This is a genomic window from Kordia aestuariivivens (genome assembly GCF_014397005.1).
GTDB lineage: Bacteria > Bacteroidota > Bacteroidia > Flavobacteriales > Flavobacteriaceae > Kordia > Kordia aestuariivivens.
In genome coordinates this window covers 41,420-67,702 of record NZ_JACGWS010000006.1, presented here as the reverse complement: position 1 = coordinate 67,702, position 26,283 = coordinate 41,420, and the positions used below count along the sequence as shown (strand labels likewise).

Below are 26,283 nucleotides of genomic sequence, written 5' to 3'. Positions count from 1 at the left end.
ACGTAAAAATGCCTTTTGAATGAGTGTATAAAGATTTCCTATGAAAGCATATTCATTTATTGAAGATAGAATTGTAATTTTGTTATTCCTGAAAAAGAAGACAAAAAAAGCATACTATGAAAGGTGTATTACTGATTAATCTGGGCTCACCAGATAGCCCAAACCCTAAAGACGTAAAAAGATATTTAGGTGAATTTTTAATGGACGAACGCGTGATTGACGTTCCAAAATGGCTTCGTACATTTTTAGTCAAAGGAATTATTTTGAACACACGACCAAAAAAATCGGCAGCAGCCTACCAAAAAATCTGGTGGGAAGAAGGTTCTCCGCTTATTGTCATTTCTGAACGTTTTCACAAAAAAGTACAAGAGCGCGCTAAAGTTCCTGTGGCTTTAGGAATGCGTTACGGTTCTATGAGCATTCAAAAAGGATTAAAAGAATTACACGATCAAGGAGTTGATGACGTATTGGTAGTACCTTTATATCCGCATTATGCAATGTCTTCTACCGAAACAGTGATCGAAAAAACGAAAGAAGAACAAAAAAAGCATTTTCCAAACATGGAATTAACGATTGTTCCTTCGTTTTACAATCATCCAGACTACATTCGTGCAATGTCCGAAAATATAAAATCACATCTAGAAGGTGTTGATTATGATCATATCTTATTTTCATATCACGGAATTCCTGAAAGACACATCCGCAAAAGCGATCCAACAAAATCACACTGTAAAATAGATGGAAGTTGTTGTGAAACCGCATCCAAAGCACATGCAACCTGTTACAGACATCAATGTTTTGAAACGACGAAAGAAATCGCAAAATATTTAGATTTACCTGAAGGAAAATATAGTGATTCATTCCAATCACGTTTAGGTGGTGATCCTTGGTTAAAACCGTATACAGACAAAGAATTTGAGCGTTTTCCAACAGAAGGAAAAAAGAACTTAGTGGTTATTACACCTGCCTTTGTATCAGATTGTTTAGAAACGTTGGAAGAAATTGCCATGGAAGGTGAAGAACAATTTGAAGAAGCTGGTGGCGAACACTACAAACATATTCCTTGTTTAAACGACAGTGACGATTGGGTAAAAGTAATGACACGCTGGATCAACGAATGGAGTGTAACTTCTAAAGAGGAAGTAACGGCTTAATGGCTCACAAAGCTTCTGCCGAACTCGGTAATGCGCCCATAGGTAAATTATTGATCTCACAAGCACTTCCTGCTTCTATAGGAATTCTTGTGATGTCTTTGAATATGGTGGTAGATACCATATTTGTTGGGCAATGGATTGGTCCTATGGCAATTGCCGCAATTACGGTAGTAGTTCCGCTTACATTTTTAATTGCTTCCATTGGAATGGCAATTGGAGTTGGTGGCGCGTCCATCATTTCCAGAGCTTTAGGTTCTGAAGATCACGACAAAGCACAGCGCACATTTGGAAATCAAATTGTGATGTCTTTTGGTTTGTCGGTCTTTTTTGTCATTATCGGCCTCATTTTTAAAGAAGAAGCGTTAGCACTTTTTGGTGCGAATGGTAAAATTCTCGGTCCAGCCGAAATTTACTATGAAATCATCATGTATTGCATTCCGTTTTTAGCCTTGTGCATGACCGGAAATCCTGTGGTGCGTGCGGAAGGAAAACCAAAATTTGCGATGATTGCCTTGATTCTTCCCGCAATAGGAAACATATTTTTTGATTATTTATTTATCAATGTGTTGGATTATGGAATGGCGGGCGCGGCTTGGGCAACGTGTATTTCATACTTTATCTGCTTTGTATTTATCTATTGGTTTTTCTTTTCAAAACACAGTGAACTCAAAATACGCTTGAAATGTTTCAAACTAGAACATAAAATCGTAAAAGAAATTACAGAACTTGGTGGCGTAACGCTTGCGCGACAAGGAATGGTGAGTATTCTATCTATCATTCTAAATCATACACTATTTACGTATGGCGGTGAAACTTCTGTGACGATTTACGGAATCATTAGTCGCATGTTGATGTTTGCCTTATTTCCTGTCATGGGAATTTCACAAGGATTTTTACCAATTGCTGGGTTCAATTACGGTGCAAAAAAATATCAGCGCGTTCGCGAAAGTATCAATATTTCTATAAAATACGGAACAGGATTAGCGCTTGCGATCTTTGCAATTATTATGTTTTTCCCAGAGCAAATTGTTTCTGTATTTACAGATGATGAAGTCATTCTGCGCGAAACGCCAAGTGCCTTGCGTTGGGTTTTCTTAGTCACACCATTAATTGCGGTTCAGATGATTGGTTCAGGATATTTTCAAGCCATTGGAAAAGCGGTTCCTGCATTATTACTCACACTCACAAAACAAGGATTCTTCCTCATTCCGTTAATTTTGATATTACCAAATTACTACGGAATCTTTGGTGTTTGGGTTTCATTTCCAATTGCCGATTTGCTATCAACCCTTCTCACAGGCGTTTATCTCAACAGGGAAATTCGACAAAATTTAAAAACAGCATTATAAATTCTAAATGTTGAATGTAAAATTTTAAATTGAAAAGTATTTTTGCCAAGACCCAAGACCCAAGACCCAAGGTTATAAAAGGTTCTCGACTGCACTCGAACTTACAACAGACAACGGTAGCAAAGCGACCAAAACAAACAAGTTAAGAGTGAAAACAAACCTACGAACAAACAAATCAACAAAGAACAGGAGCAAAGCGACCAACAACCTAATACCTAATACGCATAAAAACCTTCAAAAGCTAGCAAGCAAAAAAGAATATCCTTATTTTTAATACCTGAAACCAAACCAACCTAAAAAATGCGAATTTTTACCTTACTAGCCGTGTTGCTACTTACCGTAGGAAGCACTTTTGACACACAAGCACAAACCTTTGATGAAGCGTATTACAAAAATGTAGAATACCGATTGGTCGGGCCATTTCGTGGCGGACGAAGTGCCGCAGTAACTGGTGTTCCAAACAAACCAAACCTTTTCTACTTTGGCGCAACAGGCGGTGGCGTTTGGAAAACAACCAATGGCGGACGTAGTTGGGAAAACATTTCTGACGGATATTTTGGTGGAAGTATCGGTTCCATTACCGTTTCCAAAAGTGATCCGAATGTAATGTATGTTGGCGGCGGCGAAAAAACCGTGCGTGGAAATGTATCTTCAGGATATGGCGTATGGAAAAGTGTCGATGCAGGAAAAACATGGACAGCTTCTGGTTTAAAAAATTCAAGACACATTCCTCGAATGGCGATTCATCCAACAAATCCAGATATAGTATACGCTGGCGTGATGGGAAATCTATACAAATCAACAGACGAAAGAGGTGTTTATAAAAGTATCGATGGCGGAAAAACATGGAAAAAAACCTTATTTGCGAATGCAGATGCTGGTGTTGTCGATTTATTAATAGATCCAACAAATCCGAGAATATTATATGCTTCAACATGGCGAATACGCAGAACTCCATATAGTTTAAGTTCTGGTGGTGATGGTTCAGCCTTATGGAAAAGTACCGATAGCGGTGAAACATGGACAGAAATTTCAAAAAAGAAAGGGTTTCCAACTGATACGTTAGGAATCATTGGTGTGACAGTTTCTCCATTAAACAATCAACGTGTTTGGGCAATTGTTGAAAACAAAGAAAAAGGTGGTTTATACCGAAGTGATGATGGCGGTGAAACGTGGAGTCAAGTCAATAGCGAACGTAAATTGCGTCAGCGTGCTTGGTATTACACACGTTTGTATGCAGATACAGAAAACGTAGATGTTGTGTATGTATTAAATGTTCGCTATCATAAAAGTACTGATGGTGGAAAAACATTTAGTACATACAATGCACCACATGGCGATCATCATGATTTATGGATTGCACCCGAAAACCCGAAACGTATGATTATTGGTGATGATGGTGGCGCGCAAGTTACTTATGATGGTGGCGAAACGTGGAGTACCTATCACAATCAACCAACTTCGCAGTTTTATAGAGTGACAACTGATAATAGTTTTCCATATAGAATTTATGTGGCACAACAAGATAATTCTACCATACGAATTCCACACAGAACTGACGGACGTTCTATTTCGGATGACGATTGGGAAAGCACAGCAGGTGGCGAATCGGCTCATATTGCGGTAGATCCAAAAGATAATGACATTGTATATGGTGGAAGTTATGATGGTTTCCTCACAAGAAAAAATCACAAAACAGGAACCGTTAGAGCAATCAATGTGTGGCCAGACAATCCGATGGGACATGGCGCAGAAGGCATGAAATATCGTTTTCAATGGAATTTTCCAATTATCTTTTCAAAACACAATCCGAATAGATTATATACATTTTCAAATCGTGTGCATGTCACAGAAAATGAAGGGCAATCGTGGAACATTATCAGTCCAGATTTAACCAGAAACGATCCAGAAAAACTAAAATCTTCTGGTGGACCGATCACACAGGATAATACTTCCGTAGAATATTACTGTACTATTTTTGCTGCGCAAGAATCACCTGTGAAAGAAGGTCTTTTGTGGGTTGGAAGTGATGATGGATTGCTTCATATTACGCAAGATGGTGGAAAAACGTGGAACAATGTCACGCCAAATGGAATGCCTGAATGGATGATGATCAACACGGTAGAACCAAGTACGTTTGACGCAGGAACGTGTTATATAGCAGGAACAAAATACAAAACGGGCGATTTTGCGCCGTATTTATACAAAACAACTGATTACGGAAAATCGTGGACAAAAATCACGAATGGAATCAACGCAGAACATTTTACACGAGTGGTTCGTGAAGACCCAAAACGTAAAGGATTGTTATACGCAGGAACGGAAACAGGCATGTATATTTCGTTTAACGATGGAAAAAATTGGCAACCATTTCAGTTGAATCTTCCAATCGTTCCCATTACAGATTTAACCATCAAAGACAACAATTTAATTGTGGCAACACAAGGGAGAAGTTTGTGGATTATTGACGATTTAACCGTGATTCATCAACAATATAACATTGAGAAAAATAAGAATATTCTTTACACACCAAAAGATACATACAGAATGCGTGGTGGCTCCGAAAAAGGAAGCAAAACAGAAGGAACAAATCATCCAAATGGTGTCATGACGTATTTCTATCTGAATGATTACGATGAAAAAGATGAGGTTTCGTTGACTTATTCTGACGCTAGTGGAGAAGTTATTAAAACATTCAGCACAAAAAATAAAAAGAAAGACAAGCTTGAAGTTAAAAAAGGAGCAAATCAGTTTGTGTGGAACATGAGCTATAAAGGAACTGAAAAGCTAGAAGGAATGATTTTATGGTGGGCAAGTTTAGAAGGTCCAAAAGCAGTTCCAGGTCAATACAAAGTGAAATTGACGGTAAAAAAAGAAGGTGTTGATGCAGTTGAAATTACAAAACCGTTAACCATTTTAGCAGATCCAAGAGCCGAAAGCACCTTGCTTGATATGCAAAAGCAGTTCGATTTTATCAAAGATGTCAATGCTACAATGGACAACGCACACAAATCCATCAAGAAAATTAGAAAGATTAATGCAAAATTAACTTCTTTTGCAGCGCAATATAAAGACGACGAGAACGTGAAAGATTTGGTAGAACAAGCCAAAGAATTAAAGAAAAAGTTCACAACGATTGAAGAAGCATTATATCAAACAAAAAACCGTAGTGGACAAGACCCGTTGAATTTCCCAATTCGTCTGACGAACAAATTAGGGCACTTAAATTCATTGGTAAGTATGGGCGATTTTGCACCAACCGAACAAGATATTGCTGTGAAAAATGAATTATCGCAAGAAATTAATAAAGAATTGAATACCTTCAATACCTTGGTTGACACCGAAATTAAAGCGTTTAATGATGCATTTAACGCGAAAAAACTAAACTATCTATTTATAGAAGACTAAATGGAGTACAACTATATAAAATCATTACACCTCATATTTGTTGTGACGTGGTTTGCAGGATTGTTTTACATTCCACGACTATTTGTATATCAAATTGAAGCGTTTCATAAACCTTCGCCAGAGAAAGAAATCTTAGGAAAACAACTCAAATTAATGGCAAAACGCTTGTGGTTTATCATCACGTGGCCTTCGGCTATTTTGGCAACTATTTTCGCGATTTGGTTACTTATTTTAATTCCAAGTTGGTTAGATCAAGGTTGGATGCATGTAAAACTTGCGTTCGTATTTTTGCTATTTCTGTATCAATTTAAAACCCATCAAATGTTTAAGCAATTGCAGCGTGATGAAGTAAAGTATACCTCAAATTTTATGCGAATTTGGAATGAAGGCGCTACGTTTATTCTCTTTGCAGTTGTATTTTTAGTCATTCTAAAAAGTGCAATCAATTGGATTTTTGGTGTGATCGGAATTTTAGTATTAGGAATTGTACTCATGCTAGGATTTAAGTTATATAAACGAGTCCGAGAGAAAAATCCGGAAGCATAACTTGGCTTGATTATTGATCCAAGCACAGAAGATAAATAAACATTTATGAAGCCTACAAGACTTTCATTACGTTCCCGAATATTTGCCTATATGATTCTACTAATTTTAGTAGCTTCTATTTTAATTGCTTTGGTGAGTATTTATCAATACCGTGATCAATCCAACGATTATCACAAACAACGACTCGAACGAAAAGAAAATCAAGTACGATCAAACGTAGAATATTTGATCAACAAAGAAACTACGTATGTGGTGAGTACGGAGAATTTAGGCTTAATTTTTAAAGATGAAATTTATAAAATTGCCGACATTCACAATGTAGCTTTCAACTTGTACGATCCGGAAGGAGACTTTATTATTACTTCAGATACTTCTATTCGAAACGACAATATCACAGAATGTTTATCAGCTGAAATTCTTAATAATTTACGGGCAACAGTTGACAAACGTTACGTGGAAGAAATTGTGACGGATAAAGGAGATTTTCAATCTTCTTACATCATTATTACCGACGCAAAATCTAAACCGCTAGGAATTTTGAATTTGCAATACGAGCGAGATAACTCGTTCAGTGACATGGAATTGAGAGAATTCTTGAAGCGTTTAGGATATACGTATATTTTAATGCTTTTAATCGCGATTGTTTTCGCATACTTTATTTCTAGATACATTACGCGTTCGCTGAAAAGTATTGGAGAAAAACTCGATCAAACCCGATTTAATAAACGAAATGAAAAAATCATCATTGATGGTGCAGGAGAAGAAATTTACAACTTAATAACAGCCTATAACGGAATGATTGATGAACTTGATGAAAGTGCTGTAAAACTAGCCATGAGCGAACGTGAACAAGCTTGGCGCGAAATGGCAAAACAAGTGGCGCATGAAATTAAAAATCCGTTGACTCCAATGCGTTTGACCGTACAAAGTTTTCAACGAAAATTTGATCCAGAAGATCCAAACATTCATCAAAAAGTAGATGAATACACAAAAACATTGATTCAGCAAATTGATACCATGAGTAGTATTGCTTCTGCGTTTTCAAACTTTGCAAAAATGCCTGCACAGCAAAACGAAATGTTGAACGTGGTAAAAATTACGCGTTTGGCAATGGATATTTTTAATGAAGATTACATCAATTTTTCAAGCGAAGAAGAAGAAATTATTGCAAAGTTTGATCGTACACAATTAATCCGTGTCATTACAAACTTGGTCAAAAATGCTATTCAAGCCATTCCAAATGATCGTACACCACATATTGATGTACGCGTATTTGAACAAAATGAAAATGTGGTGATTACCGTAAAAGACAACGGAATCGGAATCACGAAAGAGAATACACCTAAAATATTTGAACCAAAATTTACAACTAAAACAAGTGGAATGGGACTTGGGCTTGGAATGGTAAAAAATATAGTAGAAACTTATAACGGAAGTATTACTTTTACATCAGAAGAAAATAAAGGAACCACATTTATAGTAACGTTCCCAAAAAACTAGGATCATGAATTACGAAAACATACTTGTACAGCAGGAAAACGGAATTGCAACGATTACGATTAATCGTCCAAAAAAATTAAATGCATTAAACCGTGCTACTATTGAAGAATTACACGATGCTTTTGAAGCGTTAAACGCGAATGAAAATGTAAAAGTAATTATCTTAACAGGAAGTGGCGAAAAAGCATTTGTTGCGGGTGCTGATATTAGTGAATTTGCTCATTTCTCAGTAGAAAATGGTGGAAAATTAGCTGCAAAAGGACAAGAGTTGTTGTTCGATTTCGTCCAAAATTTAGGAACGCCAGTGATAGCTGCCGTAAACGGATTTGCGCTTGGTGGCGGATTGGAATTGGCGATGGCTTCACACTTTAGAATTGCCAGTGATAACGCAAAAATGGGCTTGCCAGAAGTTTCTTTGGGCGTGATTCCAGGATATGGCGGAACACAACGTTTGCCACAATTAGTTGGCAAAGGAAAAGCCATGGAAATGATTATGACCGCAGGAATGATTGGCGCAGAAGAAGCACAGCAATGTGGATTGGTCAATCATGTGACAACACCAGAAGAATTATTGCCATTAGCACATAAATTAGCAAGCAAAATCATGCGAAATTCGTTAGTTGCCATTCGTGGTGCAATCAAAGCGATTAATGCAAACTTTGAAGATGGCGTAAACGGTTATGAAACTGAAATTGAGGAATTTGGAAACTGTTTTGGCACCGAAGATTTTAAAGAAGGAACCACAGCTTTCTTAGAGAAGCGCAAAGCTGATTTTCCTGGAAAGTAAAAAAGTCTTTTTAAAAGCTTTTAATATTATTAAGAAGAATTTTAATTTTGAGGTAATCTGTTAAATCAACAACTTGAATTTAACAGATTACCTCATTTAGGTTTTAATGACTACTTTTTAGGCAGTCGTCTTTTCATAAACTTATTTAGGACATCCAAGTCCACGACCTGAATATGCACAGGTGGTTTCAAAAGTTTCGTCTGGTGGAGGGCAGTCACAAGCTGAACCACTTTGCCCACCAATAATTTGATTTTTAATGTTTTGTTGCAATTGTGAAATCACATTTTGTTGCAACGAAAGTCTAGATTTTTTTGTTTTCATGGTTTTAAGCTTTAAGATTAAAATAATATAGTTTTTTAAGGTTTTGTTATTGGTTTACAATTAGGAATTACAATAATCTAAGGTTTCGGCTCTTGTATGACAATGATTACTGTGTTCTTTTCCTCCAAAAAAATTGTGTGTTTTTGAGATTCTTTTTTTGTTAAGCTTTAAGCTTTTGAGATTCTTTTTTTCTTTCATAATTAAAATATTTAAAGTTTATAGATACGATAATAAGCATCCATTATTTAAAAGAAAAAAAAGACAACAGGAAAGGGAACAAGCGTTCTTATTTTTGGTGTAAGCGTGCTACTTTTTGAAGATGTTTTAGAAAAGCAGTTTTCTTCCTGGTAGAAATGGAAAGTTGGTGATTAGGATAAATAGTTACAGTACTGTGAGCACCTTCTTCCCAAGAAATAAGGTGTTGAAGATTTATAATGTACGATCGGTGAATTTGAAAAAAATCATCTGATAAAAAATTCATATAATAGCTAAGTGCATTTCTGGTAATAAATACTTCATGATCTAACGTATGCCATTTGGTATATTTCCCGTACGCTTCCAAATAAAGTATCGTATGAAACGGTAGTACTTTATGCTGTTTTCCATCTTTTACAATAAGTACTTCATTTTGTAAAGTGTCAATGTCTTTGGTATGATATATTTTTGAAAGAATTCCTTGTTCTTTAATTCTCTTTTTTGCTTTTTTAATGGCGCTAAGCAATTCTTTTAAAGAAAGTGGTTTTAGGATATAATCTAGTGCTTCTCTTTTCATGGCTTCAATACCATAATTATCATAACCAGTAATAAAAATAGTCACAAATTCGGTTGGAGAAAAGTGATCTAAAACGTCAAAACCTTTGCCATCCGTTAATTCAATATCTAAAAAAACTAATTTGGGTTTTACTTTTTTTATCAGCGTAATTGCATCCTGTACTTTTTCGGCAGTTCCTACAATGTTGATTCCATCACTATAATTTAGAATCATTTGTTGAAGTAAATTTTTACTTCTAGGCTCGTCTTCTATAATAACCGCAGTAATCATATTATTTAATATTTTGGAAGTATTAATTGAATATGTGTTCCTTTACTTTTAACTAAGTATTTTAAATGCGCAATTGTTACCCCTTTTTTTTCATTGATCAAACGAATTCGTTCTTGAATGATTTCTATGCCCAAAGAAGTATGTGTATTTGACGTGTGAGGCGGTTTTTTATATTGAAAACCATCGCCATTGTCAACGATTTCAATTAAAATGGTATCTTGATTTAACGGTTTATAATTTACTTCAATCATTCCTTCTTCGGAACGATTTTTTTTAAACGCATGTTTAATTGCATTCTCTACCAACGGTTGTACCAATAAAGGAGGAATCAGAATACTGCCTTCAATGCTTGAAGATTGATGTATTTCAAACCGAAACTTTCCCTGAAAGCGTTGTTGCTCTAATGATAGGTAATTTTTAATAAAAGCTATTTCTTCTTGTAATGTAATGCTTTCTAGTTTTGAAAACTCAAGACTTTTTCGCATTAAAGAAGAAAAACTCGTAATATAATCATTTGCACCAATCGCATTTCCTTCAAAAATATAATCTTGTAAAGTGTTTAAAGAGTTGAACACAAAATGTGGATTCATTTGATTTCTTAATACTGCCAATTGTGCTTCTTTAAAGGCAATATTTTGTTTGGCTCTTTTCTTTATGATATGAATACGCCAACGTATGAGTTTGATCGTTGTAAAGCCAATAATAAAAAGAAGCGTAGTTATAAACAACCAATGTCTTGTAAAATGTGGCGGAATGATAAATTGTACCGTTTTAGGAACGCTCCAATTGCCTGAATTATTTTGACATTGAACGCTTATTTTATAGATTCCATGCGGCAAAGTGTTGAAATTAATACTGCTGCTATTCGTATAATTCCAATCGGAGTCATTCACTTTATACCGAAAAAAATAGTTTGGATGTACAGGTTTGTGGTGAATGATTCCTGTAAAATTGATCGTAATGGTATTCTCATTAAACGTAAGTTTATTATAGGATAATTTATATTCTACTTCTTTCCCATTAATGAAGATTTTATCAATGACAAGTTTAGGCTCGCGCGCATTTTTTATGAGTTCGGAAGGATTAAAATAACCAACACCTTTGTCAGTAGCAATGTATAATTTATCATTCCAAAGAATCATATCATTGATAAAGTTTGAAGGTAATCCATCATCAATGGTAAATATCTCAGACGACTTTATTTTTGGTTTTTCGTTAGTGTAGTTATATTTTACTTTATGCAATCCTTTATTTGTGCCTATCCATAAAGTAGTATCATTTTCTTGACATAAGCTCTGAATGGATTGGTTTCTTAAACTCGGAATTTGATATAGATTATAGCTTGTCTCTTTTTTAAAATACAATCCACGTGATAAAGTAGCAATCCAAAATCCTTCCGAACTTTGAGTGATATCATTAACTCTTATAGGAATTTCAGTATCAAGAAATGGTTCTTTTACAAGTTGTAAACTATCCGTTATTGTCAAAGAGTACAATCCGTCAATAGCTCCAATCCATAATTTTCCATGCGTATCTTTTAGAAAATTAGTCGTTTTAATATCGTATTGTTTGCTTGATATTTGTTTTCCACTGAGATACTCATTGACAAGGAAACTACTTCCTCGTTTTACCAATAGATGCTTTTTTGTGATTCTAAATTGATTATAACTATACGGCAATACATCTTCGAGATCTGTTGTAATTAAGTTTAGTTTTTTAGAAATCTGCGTATCGTTATCTTCTTTATACAAATCAATCTTGAAAATTTTCCCTTCAGGAGAGATTATAATTGATTTTCCTTGTTCATTAAAACTAAGGATGAGCGCATCGTTATAATTTTTTATCAAGTTGCAAAAAGAATCACTAAATTCATGTAAGTTTATTTTTTTTACGACTAATGAAGGGACATAAAACACTCCATTGTTTAAAGAAGTAAACCAATAACTTCCTTTAGAATCTTCATATAAAGAAGAAATTGGAATGTTTTTAAAATAGGTCGTTGGACTTATTAGCGTATCTCCTTTTTCATAAAAAAAAGCACCTTCTCTAGTAAGTTCCCAATAGTTGCCTTTTTGATCAAAGAGTGAGTGGATGAGAAAATTTGACGTGCGTGTTTCATTACCGCAATTCTTTAAAGTATATAATACTTCACTGCTTAAATTTTTTCCTACCTCCGTATCTTTTGTGAATGTATATGAATCTATTTTTCCCGTAGTTGTATTAATTTTGTAATAGATTTCTGGACATTGTGTTTTATTCTTAGCAAAGACTTCAAAAAAATAAATGGTGTTTTTTTTAATGTTAAAAATTTGAAACCACGATCCTTTAGATTTTAGTTTTAGTAAGTCTAAATTGAATGTAAAAGGCGAAAATTTTTCTCCGTTCCAATAACTAAAAGAGCCGTCAAAACCATTTACCCAAAAAGCATCTTTTTTTAAAGGATCTGGATAAAACTTAAAGTTTACCAAATTTGCCAAACCATCTTCCACCAAATAACTGTAAAAAGTATTGCCATCATATTTTGAAATACCTCTATCAGTTGTAAACCACAAATACCCTTTACTATCTTCATACGTATGATAGCATTGTGCACTTGGCAAACCATTATTTGTATTGAAATTAAAATAATAAGAGTTTTGGCTGCAAGTGATTGTGGTAAACAGAAGCGAAATACAAAAAAACAGAAGTGTTTTGCTGCTATATATCTTCAAACGCATTTTTTATAGTTAGTTTTAACTAAAATACTGATTTTTTAATAAGTTATTTTAATTAATTTTTCAAACACTTTACCTGTGAGTTCACTTGAAGATGGTGTTTACTTTTTGAAGCTAACCGATACAGAAAACCGTGTTGCTGTTCGCAAATTTATAAAGGAATAATACTTTTTAGAAACTGTTATAAAAACAAAAATCCTGCTCAATTTGAGCAGGATTTTTTGTAAACTATATATTTTAGAAATTCAAGTAATAAATGTATCCAACATTAATAATGAATCCCCAATCGTTTGCTTTATTTTCAGGATACAGATTTTCATCTGGATTTAATCCATCAACCCAGTTTGAGAAATAATATCTCCAACGGACATCAAATAATAAATCGGATGTTTCTGTAAATTTATACCGCGTTCCAAAACTGGCGACAATAGACCAAGTAGAGCCAGATTCATTTTGATATGCATCTTGATATTTTATGGGCAACACACCGGGGTCGGTAAGTCGTCCTAAATCAGATTCTACTGTTGGTGTATAATAATTGTATTGAACACCTAAAGCAGCATAAGGAGCTAGCAAATAGCCACCGCTTTCAAATTCACGAATACTTCTTGGGAAAAATTCTAATTGTGTTCCTAAGTTTAGGACACGTGTATTTCCATGCATTGCACGTAATTGGTCAGCAGTTAATGATACTTTATCATCTCCAACGTACCTTCCAAAATGTTCTAGATTTACAGTCGTAAACGTTAATTCGTTTCTCACTTTGAAGTGATCATTGAAATATGTGTAACGAGTAAAACAATTACATTCGGCACGATATGAGAAGTTCAAATAATGTACAATACCAAATTCAAGACCAACATTTCCTATGTTCGTCTCAAAATCACTACGCTCACCATAATCTGATTGAAAAGCATTCGGTCCGATAACGAAGCCAATTTCATGGGAAAATCCAAATTGGGCATTCATCGTTCCGACACACATCAGCATGAAAAGTAGGAAGATAGGGCAGATTCTATTTAACATGTTATAAACCAGTATTTTTTGAGGCTACACAGCAAATATATAAAAACCCTTAAAACAAAAAAACAAAAAGTGTATTAACTATTGTTTATTATTCAATAGACACAAGATGTTCAGTAGAATAGTGTTTAATATTTTTAGATACTGAATGAATTATCAAATTATAAAAAAAAGAGTGTTTTTTTTTAATTAAATGTATATTTGCATGATCAAATAATGATATTAATAACAATATGTTAATCAAACTTCGTTTATGGAAGCAAAAGTAAAAGACTTTTTAGACTTGGTAAAGCAGACAAACGGGCACGAATCTGAATTTTTACAAGCAGTTCAGGAAGTTGCAGAAGCTGTAATCCCTTATATTGAAGGAAAAGCAAAATATAAAGGAACAAAAATACTTGAAAGAATGGTAGAGCCTGAACGTGTTATAATGTTCAGAGTATCATGGATAGATGATAAAGGAGAAACTCAAGTAAACCGTGGATATAGAATTGAAATGAATTCTGCAATCGGACCTTATAAGGGAGGATTGCGTTTCCATCCAAGTGTAAATTTAAGTATTCTTAAATTCTTAGCGTTTGAGCAAGTCTTTAAAAATAGTTTAACAACACTTCCTATGGGAGGTGGAAAAGGTGGATCAGATTTTAATCCAAAAGGAAAATCTGATATAGAAATTATGCGTTTCTGTCAAGCTTTCATGTCGGAGTTATTCAGACACATTGGGCCAAACACAGATGTTCCTGCGGGAGATATCGGAGTTGGTGGACGTGAGATTGGATACATGTTTGGGATGTACAAGAAATTAAGAAACGAATTTACAGGAGTTCTTACTGGAAAAGGAATTACTTGGGGCGGATCTTTAATTCGTCCGGAAGCAACAGGATACGGAAATGTGTACTTTGCACAAAGTATGTTAAAAACACAAAATACTTCTTTCACTGGGAAAACAGTTGTAGTTTCTGGTTCTGGGAATGTAGCGCAATACGCAGCTGAAAAAGCAACTGAATTAGGTGCAAAAGTGGTAACAATGTCCGATTCTTCTGGGTATATTCATGATGCTGATGGAATTGATGCTGAAAAATTAGCATTCATCATGGAGCTTAAGAATGTAAAAAGAGCAAGAATTAAAGAATATGTAGGTCAATATCCATCTGCAACATATCATGAAGGACAAAGACCTTGGAGCGTACAATGTGATATTGCGTTGCCATGTGCAACACAAAATGAGTTGAATGAAGACGAAGCAAAAACATTAGTAGCTAATGGTTGTATCTGTGTAAGTGAAGGAGCAAATATGCCTTCTACACCAGATGCAATTGCAGTATTTCATGATAAAAAGATTTTATTTGCTCCAGGAAAAGCATCTAATGCTGGTGGAGTAGCAACTTCAGGTTTGGAAATGACGCAAAACTCGTTACGTTACAATTGGACACGTGAAGAAGTAGATGCTAAATTAAAACAAATCATGATTGACATTCACGAAGCATGTGAAACGTATGGAACTGATGAAAACGGATATATCGACTACGTAAAAGGAGCTAACATTGCTGGTTTCGTAAAAGTAGCGGATGCTATGATTGCACAAGGAGTTGTGTAACTATAATCGTTAAAATAGATTAAAAAGCTTTCTGTTGAAAATACAGGAAGCTTTTTTTATTACAATAATATATGATAACTAATTCATTTACGTTATTATTAAATATATTTGATAAAATATTCTAAAAACATGAAATCAGTCATCCTAAATTGGTTAAAAAAACCTCTTTGATTTTGGTAAATTCCATTTAATAGAATTCATAAAATAAAAATAAACAAATGAAAAGAGGCTTGTATCTTCTATTGCTGCTGTCCTATATATCAGTAAATGGACAATCTTTTAATTCTTGGCTCGGTCATTACTCATATAATAATGTAATTGATATATCACTTAGTTCTGATAAAATATATGGAGCTTCAGAAAATGCATTTTTTACGTATGACTTGCAGTCAAATGAAATAGAAAAATTTTCTACCGTCAATGGATTATCAGGTGAGGAAGTAAGTACAGCATATTTTAGTGAATCGGCTCAAAAATATGTGATTGGCTACAATACTGGACTTATTGAAGTATTTGACGCAGACACAGAAGAAATACGAAAAGTAGTAGATATTGTTGACAAGCCTACTATTCCGCCAAATAAGAAGAACTTAAATCACATCTTAGAATACAATGGAATATTATACATTTCCACAAACTACGGTATTTCTCTCTATAATATTAATGTCCTAGAATTTGGAGACACCTATTTTATTGGCCCTAATGGAAGTCAAATAGAAGTACGACAAACAACTATTCTTGGAGAGTTTATCTATGCAGCCACAAATGTTGGTGTGTTTAGGGCAGTAGTAGATAATGATAATTTAATTGATTTTGCCGAATGGCAACGTGTAATTACATCAAACTGGCAAGGAATTATCGCTTTTGGCGAAGATTTATACGCGGTAAACAACAACCGAAGAATCTATAAATACAACGGAACAAGTTTTACACCACAACTTCAAATTCCTCAATACGCAACGATCTTAGAAGATTTAAAAGTAAATGATACATACATGACTTTAGTTCATGATAGTAAAGTACATATATATGACACTGATTTGAATGAAGTTTTAGGTGTAGATGTCTTAGATGAGTATCCTGATTTAGAATTTAATTCAGCATTACTCTTAGACAATACTATATACTTAGGAACTGAAACAGAAGGAATTTTAGAAGCTTCTTTTCCAATGCCAAGTGCGGCAAACCAAATATTGCCAGACGGACCATTATTAAACAATACATTCTCTATCACAGCAATTCCAAATGAATTATGGGTTGTATATGGCGATTACAACGCAGGTTATAATCCATATCCGTTAGATCGTAGAGGCGTAAGTCACTTGCAAGAGTCGGGCTGGACAAACATACCATATACTTCAGAATTTGATGCAGTTAGTTTGGTGCATGCTACGGTAAACCCTTCCAATACAAGCGAAGTATTCATCAGTTCGTTCTTTTCTGGAATACTCAAAATTGAAGACAATGTTCCAACAGAAATATTGAATGTTACCAATAGTGGCTTAGAATCGTTAGATATTGGAGTTCCAACCTATATTGATATTCGTATTGGAGAAACAAAATATGACGCAAACGGCGATTTATGGGTGTTGAACTCTAAAATTGAAAACGGTATAAAAGTATTGCGCAGTGGCGGACAATGGGATTCATACTCAATATCAGAAGCTATCAGTAATCCTGTTAATGGTGAAAACGGTCTCTCAAAAATTGAAATTTCTGACAATAATATCAAATTTATTGCAACACAATCACACGGAGTATTAGCGTTTGATGAAACACGAAGTGATGGTTCTCGTTTTACAAAGCTTAGTGAAGAAGAAGAAGGAAACTTGCCAACAACAGATGTAAGAGCCTTGGCTATTGACAAAACAAGTAATCTTTGGATAGGAACGGTAAAAGGAATCAGAGTATACTTTGGCGCAGATAATATTTTTGATGACGGTAATCCACAATCTAATGATATCATTATTGTAGATGAAGATGGTGTGCCAAAAGAATTACTCTTTGAGCAAACTGTTACGGACATTGAAGTAGATGGTTCTAATAACAAATGGATTGCTACATCAGCTTCTGGTGTATTTTATATGTCGTCAGATGCAACAGAAACCTTAGCACATTTTACAAAAGACAACTCGCCACTACCAACAAATGTTGTCAATAATATCGAAATCGATTCAGAAACTGGACGCGTATATATTGCCACTGCTAAAGGACTTCTATCCTATCAAGGAACTGCTACTGGACCAAAAGAAACCTTAGACAATGTATATGTATATCCAAATCCTGTACGACCTGGATTCAGCGGAAACCTAACAATTACGGGACTCATAAACAATGCCAATGTAAAAATTACGGACATCGAAGGAAACCTAGTATATGAAACAACTTCAGATGGTGGAACTTTACTTTGGGATTTAACAGCTTTCGGAAAACACAAAGTTGCTTCAGGTGTATACTTAATACTCATTGCCAATCAAGATGGTACAGAAACCAAAGTAACCAAAGTTATGGTTGTTCGTTAAATGTTAGTGACCACAAAAGCAATCGTAATTGCGACCATAAAATATGGCGATACTGGCATTATTGCTAAATGTCTCACCGCTTCTGATGGAATCAAAAGTTACTTACTGCGCGGAATTCTCAAATCAAAAAAAGGAAAGCTAAAAATAGCTTATTTTCAACCGTTGATGCAACTTGAAATCGTTGCCAATCACAAAAACAAAGGAAGCTTAGAATACATTAAAGATGTAAAAACGGTATATCCTTATACTTCAATTTACACAACAATAACCAAAAGTTCTATTGTATTATTTCTATCTGAAATTTTAAACTATTCCATTCAGGAAGAAGAAAAAAACGAAACTTTATTCGAATTTATAGAAAATGCACTACAATGGTTAGATATGCATACTGAAATTGCAAACTTTCACCTGGTTTTTCTAATCAATCTCACAAAGTACTTTGGGTTCTATCCTGAAACAATAAACATGGATAAAAATTATTTTGATCTGCAAGAAGGTCAATTCTTTGACAGCAGTACGATGAACGAATGCGTCACAGGTGAAACTTTAACATACTTTAAACGGCTTTTAGGCATAAAATTTGATGAACAGAACACTATAATGTTGTCTTCTCATAGAAGAAATGAAATTCTTGCAATACTCATTCAATATTTTAAATTACATTTGCAAGGATTTAGGCAACCAAAATCAATGGAAGTGTTACATGAAGTATTCAAATAAAATAAAAGGTATTGCGCTTATAATTTCTTTTATTTTTTCTACAGCTCTTTTTGGTCAAGAAATTCAAGTAAAAGACATTGTAAACGATAGAAACATATCTAATGTTGGCGTATATAATGCGGATCAGTCTAAAGGCGGAATCACGAATGCATACGGAAAAATAGATATTTCTATGTTTTCTGATGATGAAAAAATTACTTTTCAGCATATCTCCTATTTGCCATCCACAAAAACAAAAGCAGAAATACTACAAAACAAAAATATAGTATATCTCATACGAAGTTCAGATGAACTATCAGAAATTGTGATTTCAGCTTCCAAATGGCAACAAAACAAAAAAGAAGTACCCAAGAAAATAGTCAGTATCAGCAGTCAAGATATTGCATACTCATCTCCACAAACTGCGGCTGATTTACTAGAAAAAAGCGGAAAAATATTTGTTCAAAAAAGTCAACTCGGTGGCGGAAGCCCAATGATTAGAGGATTTTCTACAAATAGACTATTGCTTTCGGTAGATGGTGTTCGTATGAACAATGCAATATTTAGAGGTGGAAACATCCAAAATGTAATCTCTATTGATCCTTTCAATGTAAATAATACCGAAGTAATATTAGGGCCAGGCTCTGTCATATATGGAAGTGATGCTGTTGGTGGTGTAATGAATTTTTACACAAAAACACCAAAACTCTCATGGAATGAAGAAACAATCTTTTCTGGTAGTGCAGGCTTGCGTTATGCCTCTGTAAATACAGAAAAAACAGGTCATATAGATTTTAACATTGGAATAAAAAAATGGGCATTCTTAACGAGTATAAGTCATAGTGATTTTGATGATTTACGCATGGGAAAAAATGGTGATGATGCCTATTTACGACCAGAATATGTAACCACAATTAACGGCGAAGATGCTGTAGTAGCTAATGGCAATCCATTAATTCAAAAATTTACAGGATACAGCCAACTCAATGTAGCACAACGGATAAAACTAGTGCCTGATGATATTTGGGAATTCGACTTAGGATTGCATTACTCAACAACTTCAAACTTTCCACGATATGATCGTTTGCTTCAATACCGAGACGGTTCACTGCGTTATGGTGATTGGCATTATGGACCACAAAAATGGTTTATGGGAAACTTTCAAACACAAAAAAAAGGAAACAATACCTACTATGATAATGTAAAGTTTACCAACGCATATCAACGTTTTGAAGAAAGTAGAAACAGTCGCCTCTTTCAAGATGTAATTCTAAATGTAACAGAAGAAAAAGTAGATGCAATCTCTTCAAACTTAGACTTTGAAAAAACATTCAATCCAAAAACCAAAGTATTTTATGGCTTGGAATATGTATACAACAAAGTGCATTCTAACGCATTTGATAGAAACATTGATACAGGCGAAGTCACTGCAGCACCTTCACGCTATCCAGATGGAGCTACGTGGCAATCAATGGCGGCGTACGCTAGTTTAGAATATAAATTAAATCCTAAATTTACCATTCAATCTGGGTTGCGCTACAACCACATCCTCATTGATACAGATTTTGACACTACATTTTTTCCATTTCCGTTCACGGAAGCTACTACAAACACAGGTGCCTTTACAGGAAGCGTAGGATTTAGTTGGTTGCCAAAAAACTGGCAAATTACAGCAAACATAGGAACTGCCTTTAGAGCACCAAACATTGATGATATTGGAAAAGTATTTGATTCTGAGCCAGGCTCAGTAGTTGTGCCAAATCCAAACCTAACGCCAGAGCATGCATACAGTGCAGAATTTGGCATCCAAAAAAGAATCGGAAGCAGTTTCGACTTAAACTTTACAGCTTTTTATACCATATTAGATGATGCGTTGATTCGTAAAGACTTCAGCCTCAATGGAGAAACTGAAATTTTATACAATGGAGAATTGAGTAATGTACAGGCAATTCAAAATGCTTCAAAAGTATTTACCTATGGTTTTGAATTTGGATTTGTAGCTAAATTTAATAAGCAAACAAAAATCACGGCAGATCTTACAATTCCTCGCGGAGAAGAAGAACAAGCTGATGGAACAAAAGTGCCGCTACGTCATATATCGCCAATATTTGGAAACGTTCACTTTATATACAAAAATGAACGATTAAAATTTGATATTTTCACCAATTATAATGGTTCCATAACCTACGAAAATTTAGCACCTTCGGAGCGAAGTAAAGCATATTTATACGCAACTGATGATAACGGAAATCCGTATGCACCTTCGTGGTTTACACTCAATGCAAAATCGAGTTTTGAAATCACAGATAAAATTAATCTTACAGCTTCCTTAGAAAACATCACTGATCAACGATATAGAACCTACTCTTCTGGAATTACTGCACCCGGAAGAAATCTAATTTTAGGCTTGAATTACGATTTTTAGTTATCAAAAATACAGAAAAAGATTATTAAAAATTAAATGTTCTCAAATTTCACATTGTTTTTAACGGCTAATTCGTAGCTTTTATCTAATTTAATACTTTACATTACTAAAAATTACATTAAAATTAAAAAACAAAGTAAATTTATTGCGCCTTAAAAATACTTTATATATGAAAAAAACCTACTCACTCATAGCTTTATTGCTATCCGTTACCTACGCAAGTGCACAATATTGTGTCTCAGTAGGAAATGACCCTAGTGGTGAATACATAAGCAGAGTACAACTTGCTTCACTAGTACCTACTACATTATTAGACAATGCCAGCCCGTCTACACCTGCTACAGGATACACAGACTTCACTGGACTTACTCCAACCAACTTATCACAAAACACAACATATACAGTCTCTGTCGAGAAAACTTGGCCGCCTGCCTTTGGAGGACCTTATGATGAAGGTGTTGGTGTTTGGATTGATTATGATCAGGATGGTTTCTTTGCTCCAACAGAATTAGTATTTAATGACATTCCAAATCAAACAACTCCTGTTTCAGGAAACTTTACCGTTCCGCTCAGTGCAATTCCAGGAAATACACGGATGCGAGTTCAAATGCAATACAATGTTACTCCAAATGATCCTTGTGATGTGTTAGCTACTGGTTTTGACTATGGAGAAGTTGAAGACTATACGGTAAATATTGTAAGTTCATCACTGCCGCCAGATATTTATGTAAGTGGAAATACAGTAGAAATTCTAGATGGTTCTGTGAATACACCAGCTGTAGGAGATAACACAGATTTTGGAACGGTTGAAACGGGTACTACAGGAGTTTTACGGACATTTGTTATAGAAAACACAGGAAATACTACGGATTTAATATTGCCTACAGATCCAATAAGTTTTGGAGTGGGAACCGATGCTGCATTTACTGTTACAACGCAACCATCAGACTTAGAACTCTCTTCTGGAGAAACGACCACTTTTCAAATTACTTATGCACCAACACTTACAGGACCAGTAACTGGTGAGATCATTATAGCAAGCAATGATCCCGATGTACTAGAACAATCATATACATTCAACATAGCAGGAAATGGAATATTACCAATACCAGCTCCAGCAAACGTATCTTCGAGCTTGCAACTTTGGATGAAAGCGGATGTCGGAACCACAGTAACAGGAACCGATGTAGATTTATGGACAGATCAATCTCCAAATTCATTTACAGCAACTTCACAAGGAACAGCTGATGCACAACTTGTCACAGATGGATTAAACTTTAATCCAATATTACGATTTTCAGGAACCCAATTTCTGAACTTAGGTGATCAACCCGAATTAGATTTACAACCACTCACAGACGAAATGACTATCATTACGATGGTTGTTACGAATGGAGCTTCAACAGGAACTGTACTTTGTAAAGGAAATAACAATGTACGAAACTATCAAGTTTGGTTTGGAGGAACTGACAGAGTATTACACCACACACTTGGAAGAATTAGTGGCGCTGCCTCAGACCAAGCGGTACGCTGGGGGACAATTTATGCCTTAAATGAACCAAAGCTTACATCGGGAGTAGTTGCTGATACAGGAGATCCGCTTACAAGACTAACTCCTTATATGAATGGAGTACTTGACCCAGCAGACCGTAATGATGGTGTGCTTTCGGGGGCAGCCACAGTAGATGTCTTAATTGGCGCTAGGCGAAGTGGTTCAGGAAATACAGGTTCTGGATATCCATTCTCAGGAGATATTGCTGAAATTATCATCTATGATAGAGATTTAACAGCATTAGAATTGCAAAAAGTAGAATCGTACTTAGCTATAAAATATGGAATTACATTAGGTTCTAACGATGCTTTTTGGGATACACCTAGCAATACTTCCAGTCCATTTGGATATACCGGAACAAGTAACGATTACTTAGACTCTAATGGAATCACTATCTGGGATGGTACTGCAAACGCAGGATATGGATACAACGTATTTGGAATTGCAAGAGATGATAACTCTCAATTAATGCAAACACAATCCAAAAGTGTCAATATAAGTCCAGCAGATATTTTAACGATGAGAAAAGAAGGAGGCGCTTTTGCATCAAATGCAAGTTACCTTCTCGTTGGAAATAATGGCTTGGCAGAAACAACGCAAACAACAACCTTGCCTGAACGTACATTAAGAATGTTAAACAAAGTATGGTTGGCACGTGAAAGCACAACAGATGTCGGAACCGTAGAATTAGAGTTCGACATGAGCGCTAGTGGTGTTGCAAACCTTGACGATTTAGAACTATACATAGCTAACGGAACTAGTTTTGCCGCCTATGAAAACTATATAGGAACAAACGTAGGAGGTGTGCTAACATTTACAGGTGTGAACCTAAGTGATGGACAGTATTTTACATTGGCTGAGCCAGAAACAATCACAGGTTCTAGTGCGTTATTCTTTGATGGTATTGATGATTATGTAGAAGATAAAACACCAACTACCCTAGGACTAACGGATTATACAGTAATGGGTTGGATTAAAAACCCAGGGCAGTCAGTAGTTAATGCTACTAGAAGAATGTTAGGAGTACAAGGTCAATTCAGATTTTCTTTAGATTCAGGATCACTCACAATTCAAGAAGGACTAACTGGAGGAGCTGGTGCACCAGGATCAGGAAGCATAAGAGATTGGGTTCACTTTGCAATCATCGTAAATTCTTCAACTGGTAGAGCAGACTATTATATCAATGGTAGAGATTTTGGAGGTGGAGGATTAGATCCATTAGCATCAAATACGAATCCGTTCCGAATGGGAACTTTTGATAATGTTAATTTCTTTGAAGGTTCAATAGATGAGGTGCGAATTTTTAATACGGCAGTTACCATAGATCAACTCCGAGAAATGGTACATCAAGAAATAGAACAAAACGGGGTAAATGTTCGAGGAAAAATAATTCCAAAAGATCTTGAAGATTTTACAAGTGGCGCCAACTTGCCTTGGTCTTCACTCATTGCGTATTATGACATGTCAAGCATCAAAGGAAATCGTATAGAAGACGCAACAGGAAACGGAAATACTGCGTTTATGAAAAACATTACAACCATTGAGCCGCAAACAGCACCAATGCCATACATAAGTATTGCAGACGGTAACTGGACAGATGATGCTACATGGGAATTTGGTTCAGTTTGGGATACGCCATCGGCTTCTAGTATAAACTGGTCCATCGTTCAAATACGAAACAATGTTACTGCAAGTGCAAGTTATTCAACCTTAGGATTAACAGTTGATGCAGGAGCTTCACTTACTGTAACAGGAACAAACCCTACAATAAACAGTACGTCGCCTTTTAGCGCAACATCTGGGGTAGGATATGCACTAACCAATACGTGGTACACAGAACTAAATGGAATCATAGATTTGGATGGCGAAAGTCAATTTTTACAAACAGAACGTAGTGATTTAGCAGTAACAAGTGCTGGTTATATTGAGAAAGATCAGCAAGGAACTGCTAATAAATATACTTATAACTATTGGTCGTCACCTGTAAGTTTAATAAATACAACAGTTAACAATCTTGCCTATACATTAGACGATGTATTCTTAGATGGTACAAATCCAGCGATACCTTCAACAACAATAGACTGGAATCCACATGAAGATGGAGAAACATCGCCATTTAGAATTAGTACACGTTGGATTTACAAATATGTGAATGGTGCGGATGAAGATTACGACGCTTGGCAATTTGTTAGAAATACAGGAAGCATTTCGCCAGGTGAAGGGTATACTATGAAAGGAGTTTCATTTTTGGATGAAAGAGAAGATCAAAACTATGTATTTAGAGGAAAACCTAATAATGGTGTCATTACAGTAAGTCCTTTAGATGATACCAATCTATACTTAGTCGGAAATCCATATCCTTCTGTATTAGATGCCAATGAATTTATCAATGATAACATTGCCAACGATGCTACATCAGGAACATTATTTTTCTGGGAACATTGGGGCGGAGGAACACACACGCTCTTAGACTATCAAGGTGGTTATGCAACATATACATTAAGTGGAGGAACACCAGCATTGTCGCATCCTACAGTAAACCAAACAGGATCGGGAGATAAAACACCAGGACAATTTGTTTCTGTCGGACAAGGATTCTTTGTGCAAGGAGATAGTAATGCAGGGAATGGAGTAACCGCAACGGTTGAATTTAACAACTCTCAAAGAAACTTTACGCGAGAATATGTTTCTACTTTTACGGTATTCGTAAGAGACGGAATAGATGCACACAATCCGGGAATGTTTGAAAATCCTGAAAACGCAACAGAAGATTCTCAAGAAGAAAATACAATTCAATATCCTGAAAGCACAACGACTTCAGAAAATGATGCTAACGCTTGGTATCAAGAATTTGGAATTCGAACAGATTACAGAAAGAAAATCCGTTTAGGATACACAACCTCAGCAGGATTCCATAGACAAATACTACTAACATTTGATAGAAATGCTACGGATGGAGTTGATTTAGGATACGAAGGAGAATCTATTGATGGTATTTTAAATGATATGTATTGGTCACTTCAAGGTGAAAAATATGTAATTCAAGCAGTAGACAACTTATACCAACAAAGAGAAGTGCCTATCGGTTTAATTGCTGAAAATGCTGGCGGTGGAACAATTATGTTAGACGAACTTGAAAACATAGATGCAAGTGTAAATATCTACATAAAAGACAACTATACGGGTGCAACGCACGATTTAAGAGCAAGTGATTTCCAAGTAGCAATTCCTGCTGGAGAAACAAATGACAAATACTCATTAGTATTCCAACGAGAAAATCCACTAAGTATCAACAATGAAATATTAGAAAACGGAATCACAATGTATACAGATACAGAAACAGATGAAATTGTGATTACAAATAATACCAACTTCAAACTAGAAGGTATTGATATGCATACCATTCTAGGACAACGAATACTTTCAATCAAAGAAGGAATCAACGAAAACACCATTCGAATTCCTATCAATGACAAAGCAAGTGGTATATACGTTATAAGTATCTATTCTGAAAAAGGAAAAATTAGTAAAAAACTAGTCGTTCAATAAAACAGAATAACAACGCATACAAAAGACCACTTGAAACCCAAGTGGTCTTTTTTTATTTGAATGATTTGATAATAAATCATTCGAGATCTCAATGA

General features: G+C 35.2%; 16 protein-coding genes. 12 read left to right on the top strand and 4 right to left on the bottom strand.

Going from position 1 to position 26,283, the window contains the following annotated elements; all coding sequences use genetic code 11:
• The first annotated feature begins 116 nt into the window (after positions 1–116).
• The 6 genes from hemH (at position 117) to H2O64_RS11015 (ending at position 8,744) form a co-directional block, all read left to right on the top strand.
• Positions 117–1,154 (top strand): ferrochelatase, encoded by a 1,038-nt coding sequence (hemH, locus tag H2O64_RS11040; RefSeq protein WP_187562261.1) that lies wholly within the window; start codon positions 117–119, stop codon positions 1,152–1,154.
• Complete coding sequence (locus H2O64_RS11035; RefSeq protein WP_187562260.1) at positions 1,154–2,503, top strand: MATE family efflux transporter; 1,350 nt, start codon at positions 1,154–1,156, stop codon at positions 2,501–2,503. The genes hemH and H2O64_RS11035 overlap by 1 nt, the downstream gene beginning before the upstream one ends.
• Positions 2,504–2,803: 300 nt before the next feature.
• Entirely contained in the window at positions 2,804–5,911 is a 3,108-nt protein-coding gene (locus tag H2O64_RS11030) for a VPS10 domain-containing protein (RefSeq protein ID WP_187562259.1), read from the top strand.
• Positions 5,912–6,457, top strand: a complete 546-nt coding sequence (locus H2O64_RS11025) for a CopD family protein (protein ID WP_187562258.1) — start codon at positions 5,912–5,914, stop codon at positions 6,455–6,457.
• A 45-nt stretch (positions 6,458–6,502) separates the two neighbouring features.
• Positions 6,503–7,957: a sensor histidine kinase gene (locus H2O64_RS11020; protein WP_235982852.1), complete on the top strand. Its 1,455-nt coding sequence runs from the start codon at positions 6,503–6,505 to the stop codon at positions 7,955–7,957.
• Positions 7,958–7,961: 4 nt separating this feature from the next.
• Positions 7,962–8,744 carry an enoyl-CoA hydratase/isomerase family protein gene (locus tag H2O64_RS11015; protein ID WP_187562257.1) on the top strand — a complete coding sequence of 261 codons (783 nt, stop codon included), beginning with the start codon at positions 7,962–7,964 and terminating at the stop codon, positions 8,742–8,744.
• Between the two features lie 141 nt (positions 8,745–8,885).
• Here the strand turns inward: H2O64_RS11015 and H2O64_RS11010 are convergent, their stop codons facing one another.
• The 3 genes from H2O64_RS11010 to H2O64_RS11000 all read right to left on the bottom strand — a co-directional run bounded on the left by H2O64_RS11010 (position 8,886) and on the right by H2O64_RS11000 (position 12,824).
• On the bottom strand, positions 8,886–9,065 hold the full coding sequence (locus H2O64_RS11010) for a hypothetical protein (RefSeq protein ID WP_187562256.1): 180 nt from the start codon (positions 9,063–9,065) through the stop codon (positions 8,886–8,888).
• 286 nt (positions 9,066–9,351) lie between these two features.
• On the bottom strand, positions 9,352–10,107 hold the full coding sequence (locus H2O64_RS11005) for a LytR/AlgR family response regulator transcription factor (protein WP_187562255.1): 756 nt from the start codon (positions 10,105–10,107) through the stop codon (positions 9,352–9,354).
• 5 nt (positions 10,108–10,112) lie between these two features.
• Complete coding sequence (locus H2O64_RS11000) at positions 10,113–12,824, bottom strand: sensor histidine kinase (protein WP_187562254.1); 2,712 nt, start codon at positions 12,822–12,824, stop codon at positions 10,113–10,115.
• Between the two features lie 45 nt (positions 12,825–12,869).
• Here H2O64_RS11000 and H2O64_RS24365 point away from each other — a divergent pair, with 45 nt between their 5' ends.
• Positions 12,870–12,986, top strand: a complete 117-nt coding sequence (locus H2O64_RS24365; RefSeq protein WP_187562440.1) for a T9SS type A sorting domain-containing protein — start codon at positions 12,870–12,872, stop codon at positions 12,984–12,986.
• A 72-nt stretch (positions 12,987–13,058) separates the two neighbouring features.
• Here H2O64_RS24365 and H2O64_RS10990 read toward each other — a convergent pair whose 3' ends face one another.
• Positions 13,059–13,847 (bottom strand): THC0290_0291 family protein, encoded by a 789-nt coding sequence (locus H2O64_RS10990; protein WP_235982850.1) that lies wholly within the window; start codon positions 13,845–13,847, stop codon positions 13,059–13,061.
• Between the two features lie 250 nt (positions 13,848–14,097).
• On the opposite strand from H2O64_RS10990, the gene gdhA reads away from it, so the two are divergent.
• The 5 genes from gdhA to H2O64_RS10965 all read left to right on the top strand — a co-directional run bounded on the left by gdhA (position 14,098) and on the right by H2O64_RS10965 (position 26,188).
• A complete protein-coding gene (gene gdhA, locus H2O64_RS10985; protein ID WP_187562253.1) occupies positions 14,098–15,441 on the top strand; it encodes an NADP-specific glutamate dehydrogenase in 1,344 nt (447 codons plus the stop codon).
• A gap of 218 nt (positions 15,442–15,659) precedes the next feature.
• A complete protein-coding gene (gene porZ / locus H2O64_RS10980) occupies positions 15,660–17,963 on the top strand; it encodes a type IX secretion system anionic LPS delivery protein PorZ (protein WP_187562252.1) in 2,304 nt (767 codons plus the stop codon).
• Entirely contained in the window at positions 17,964–18,683 is a 720-nt protein-coding gene (gene recO, locus H2O64_RS10975) for a DNA repair protein RecO (RefSeq protein WP_187562251.1), read from the top strand.
• Positions 18,667–21,087: a TonB-dependent receptor plug domain-containing protein gene (locus tag H2O64_RS10970; protein WP_187562250.1), complete on the top strand. Its 2,421-nt coding sequence runs from the start codon at positions 18,667–18,669 to the stop codon at positions 21,085–21,087. Before recO ends, H2O64_RS10970 begins: the two co-directional genes overlap by 17 nt.
• Before the next feature lie 169 nt (positions 21,088–21,256).
• The gene (locus H2O64_RS10965) at positions 21,257–26,188 is read left to right on the top strand and encodes a GEVED domain-containing protein (protein WP_187562249.1); all 4,932 of its coding nucleotides are present in this window, start codon (positions 21,257–21,259) and stop codon (positions 26,186–26,188) included.
• Positions 26,189–26,283 lie beyond the last annotated feature (95 nt).

Bases quoted from the DNA above. Each gene is read 5' to 3' on its own strand.
- porZ (WP_187562252.1), top strand. From the start codon at position 15,660: ATGAAAAGAGGCTTGTATCTTCTATTGCTGCTGTCCTATATATCAGTA.
- H2O64_RS11035 (WP_187562260.1), top strand. From the start codon at position 1,154: ATGGCTCACAAAGCTTCTGCCGAACTCGGTAATGCGCCCATAGGTAAA.
- gdhA (WP_187562253.1), top strand. From the start codon at position 14,098: ATGGAAGCAAAAGTAAAAGACTTTTTAGACTTGGTAAAGCAGACAAAC.
- H2O64_RS10970 (WP_187562250.1), top strand. From the start codon at position 18,667: ATGAAGTATTCAAATAAAATAAAAGGTATTGCGCTTATAATTTCTTTT.
- hemH (WP_187562261.1), top strand. From the start codon at position 117: ATGAAAGGTGTATTACTGATTAATCTGGGCTCACCAGATAGCCCAAAC.
- H2O64_RS11030 (WP_187562259.1), top strand. From the start codon at position 2,804: ATGCGAATTTTTACCTTACTAGCCGTGTTGCTACTTACCGTAGGAAGC.
- H2O64_RS11010 (WP_187562256.1), bottom strand. From the start codon at position 9,065: ATGAAAACAAAAAAATCTAGACTTTCGTTGCAACAAAATGTGATTTCA.
- H2O64_RS11015 (WP_187562257.1), top strand. From the start codon at position 7,962: ATGAATTACGAAAACATACTTGTACAGCAGGAAAACGGAATTGCAACG.
- H2O64_RS11020 (WP_235982852.1), top strand. From the start codon at position 6,503: ATGAAGCCTACAAGACTTTCATTACGTTCCCGAATATTTGCCTATATG.
- H2O64_RS10990 (WP_235982850.1), bottom strand. From the start codon at position 13,847: ATGTTAAATAGAATCTGCCCTATCTTCCTACTTTTCATGCTGATGTGT.
- H2O64_RS11005 (WP_187562255.1), bottom strand. From the start codon at position 10,107: ATGATTACTGCGGTTATTATAGAAGACGAGCCTAGAAGTAAAAATTTA.
- H2O64_RS10965 (WP_187562249.1), top strand. From the start codon at position 21,257: ATGAAAAAAACCTACTCACTCATAGCTTTATTGCTATCCGTTACCTAC.
- recO (WP_187562251.1), top strand. From the start codon at position 17,964: ATGTTAGTGACCACAAAAGCAATCGTAATTGCGACCATAAAATATGGC.
- H2O64_RS11025 (WP_187562258.1), top strand. From the start codon at position 5,912: ATGGAGTACAACTATATAAAATCATTACACCTCATATTTGTTGTGACG.
- H2O64_RS11000 (WP_187562254.1), bottom strand. From the start codon at position 12,824: ATGCGTTTGAAGATATATAGCAGCAAAACACTTCTGTTTTTTTGTATT.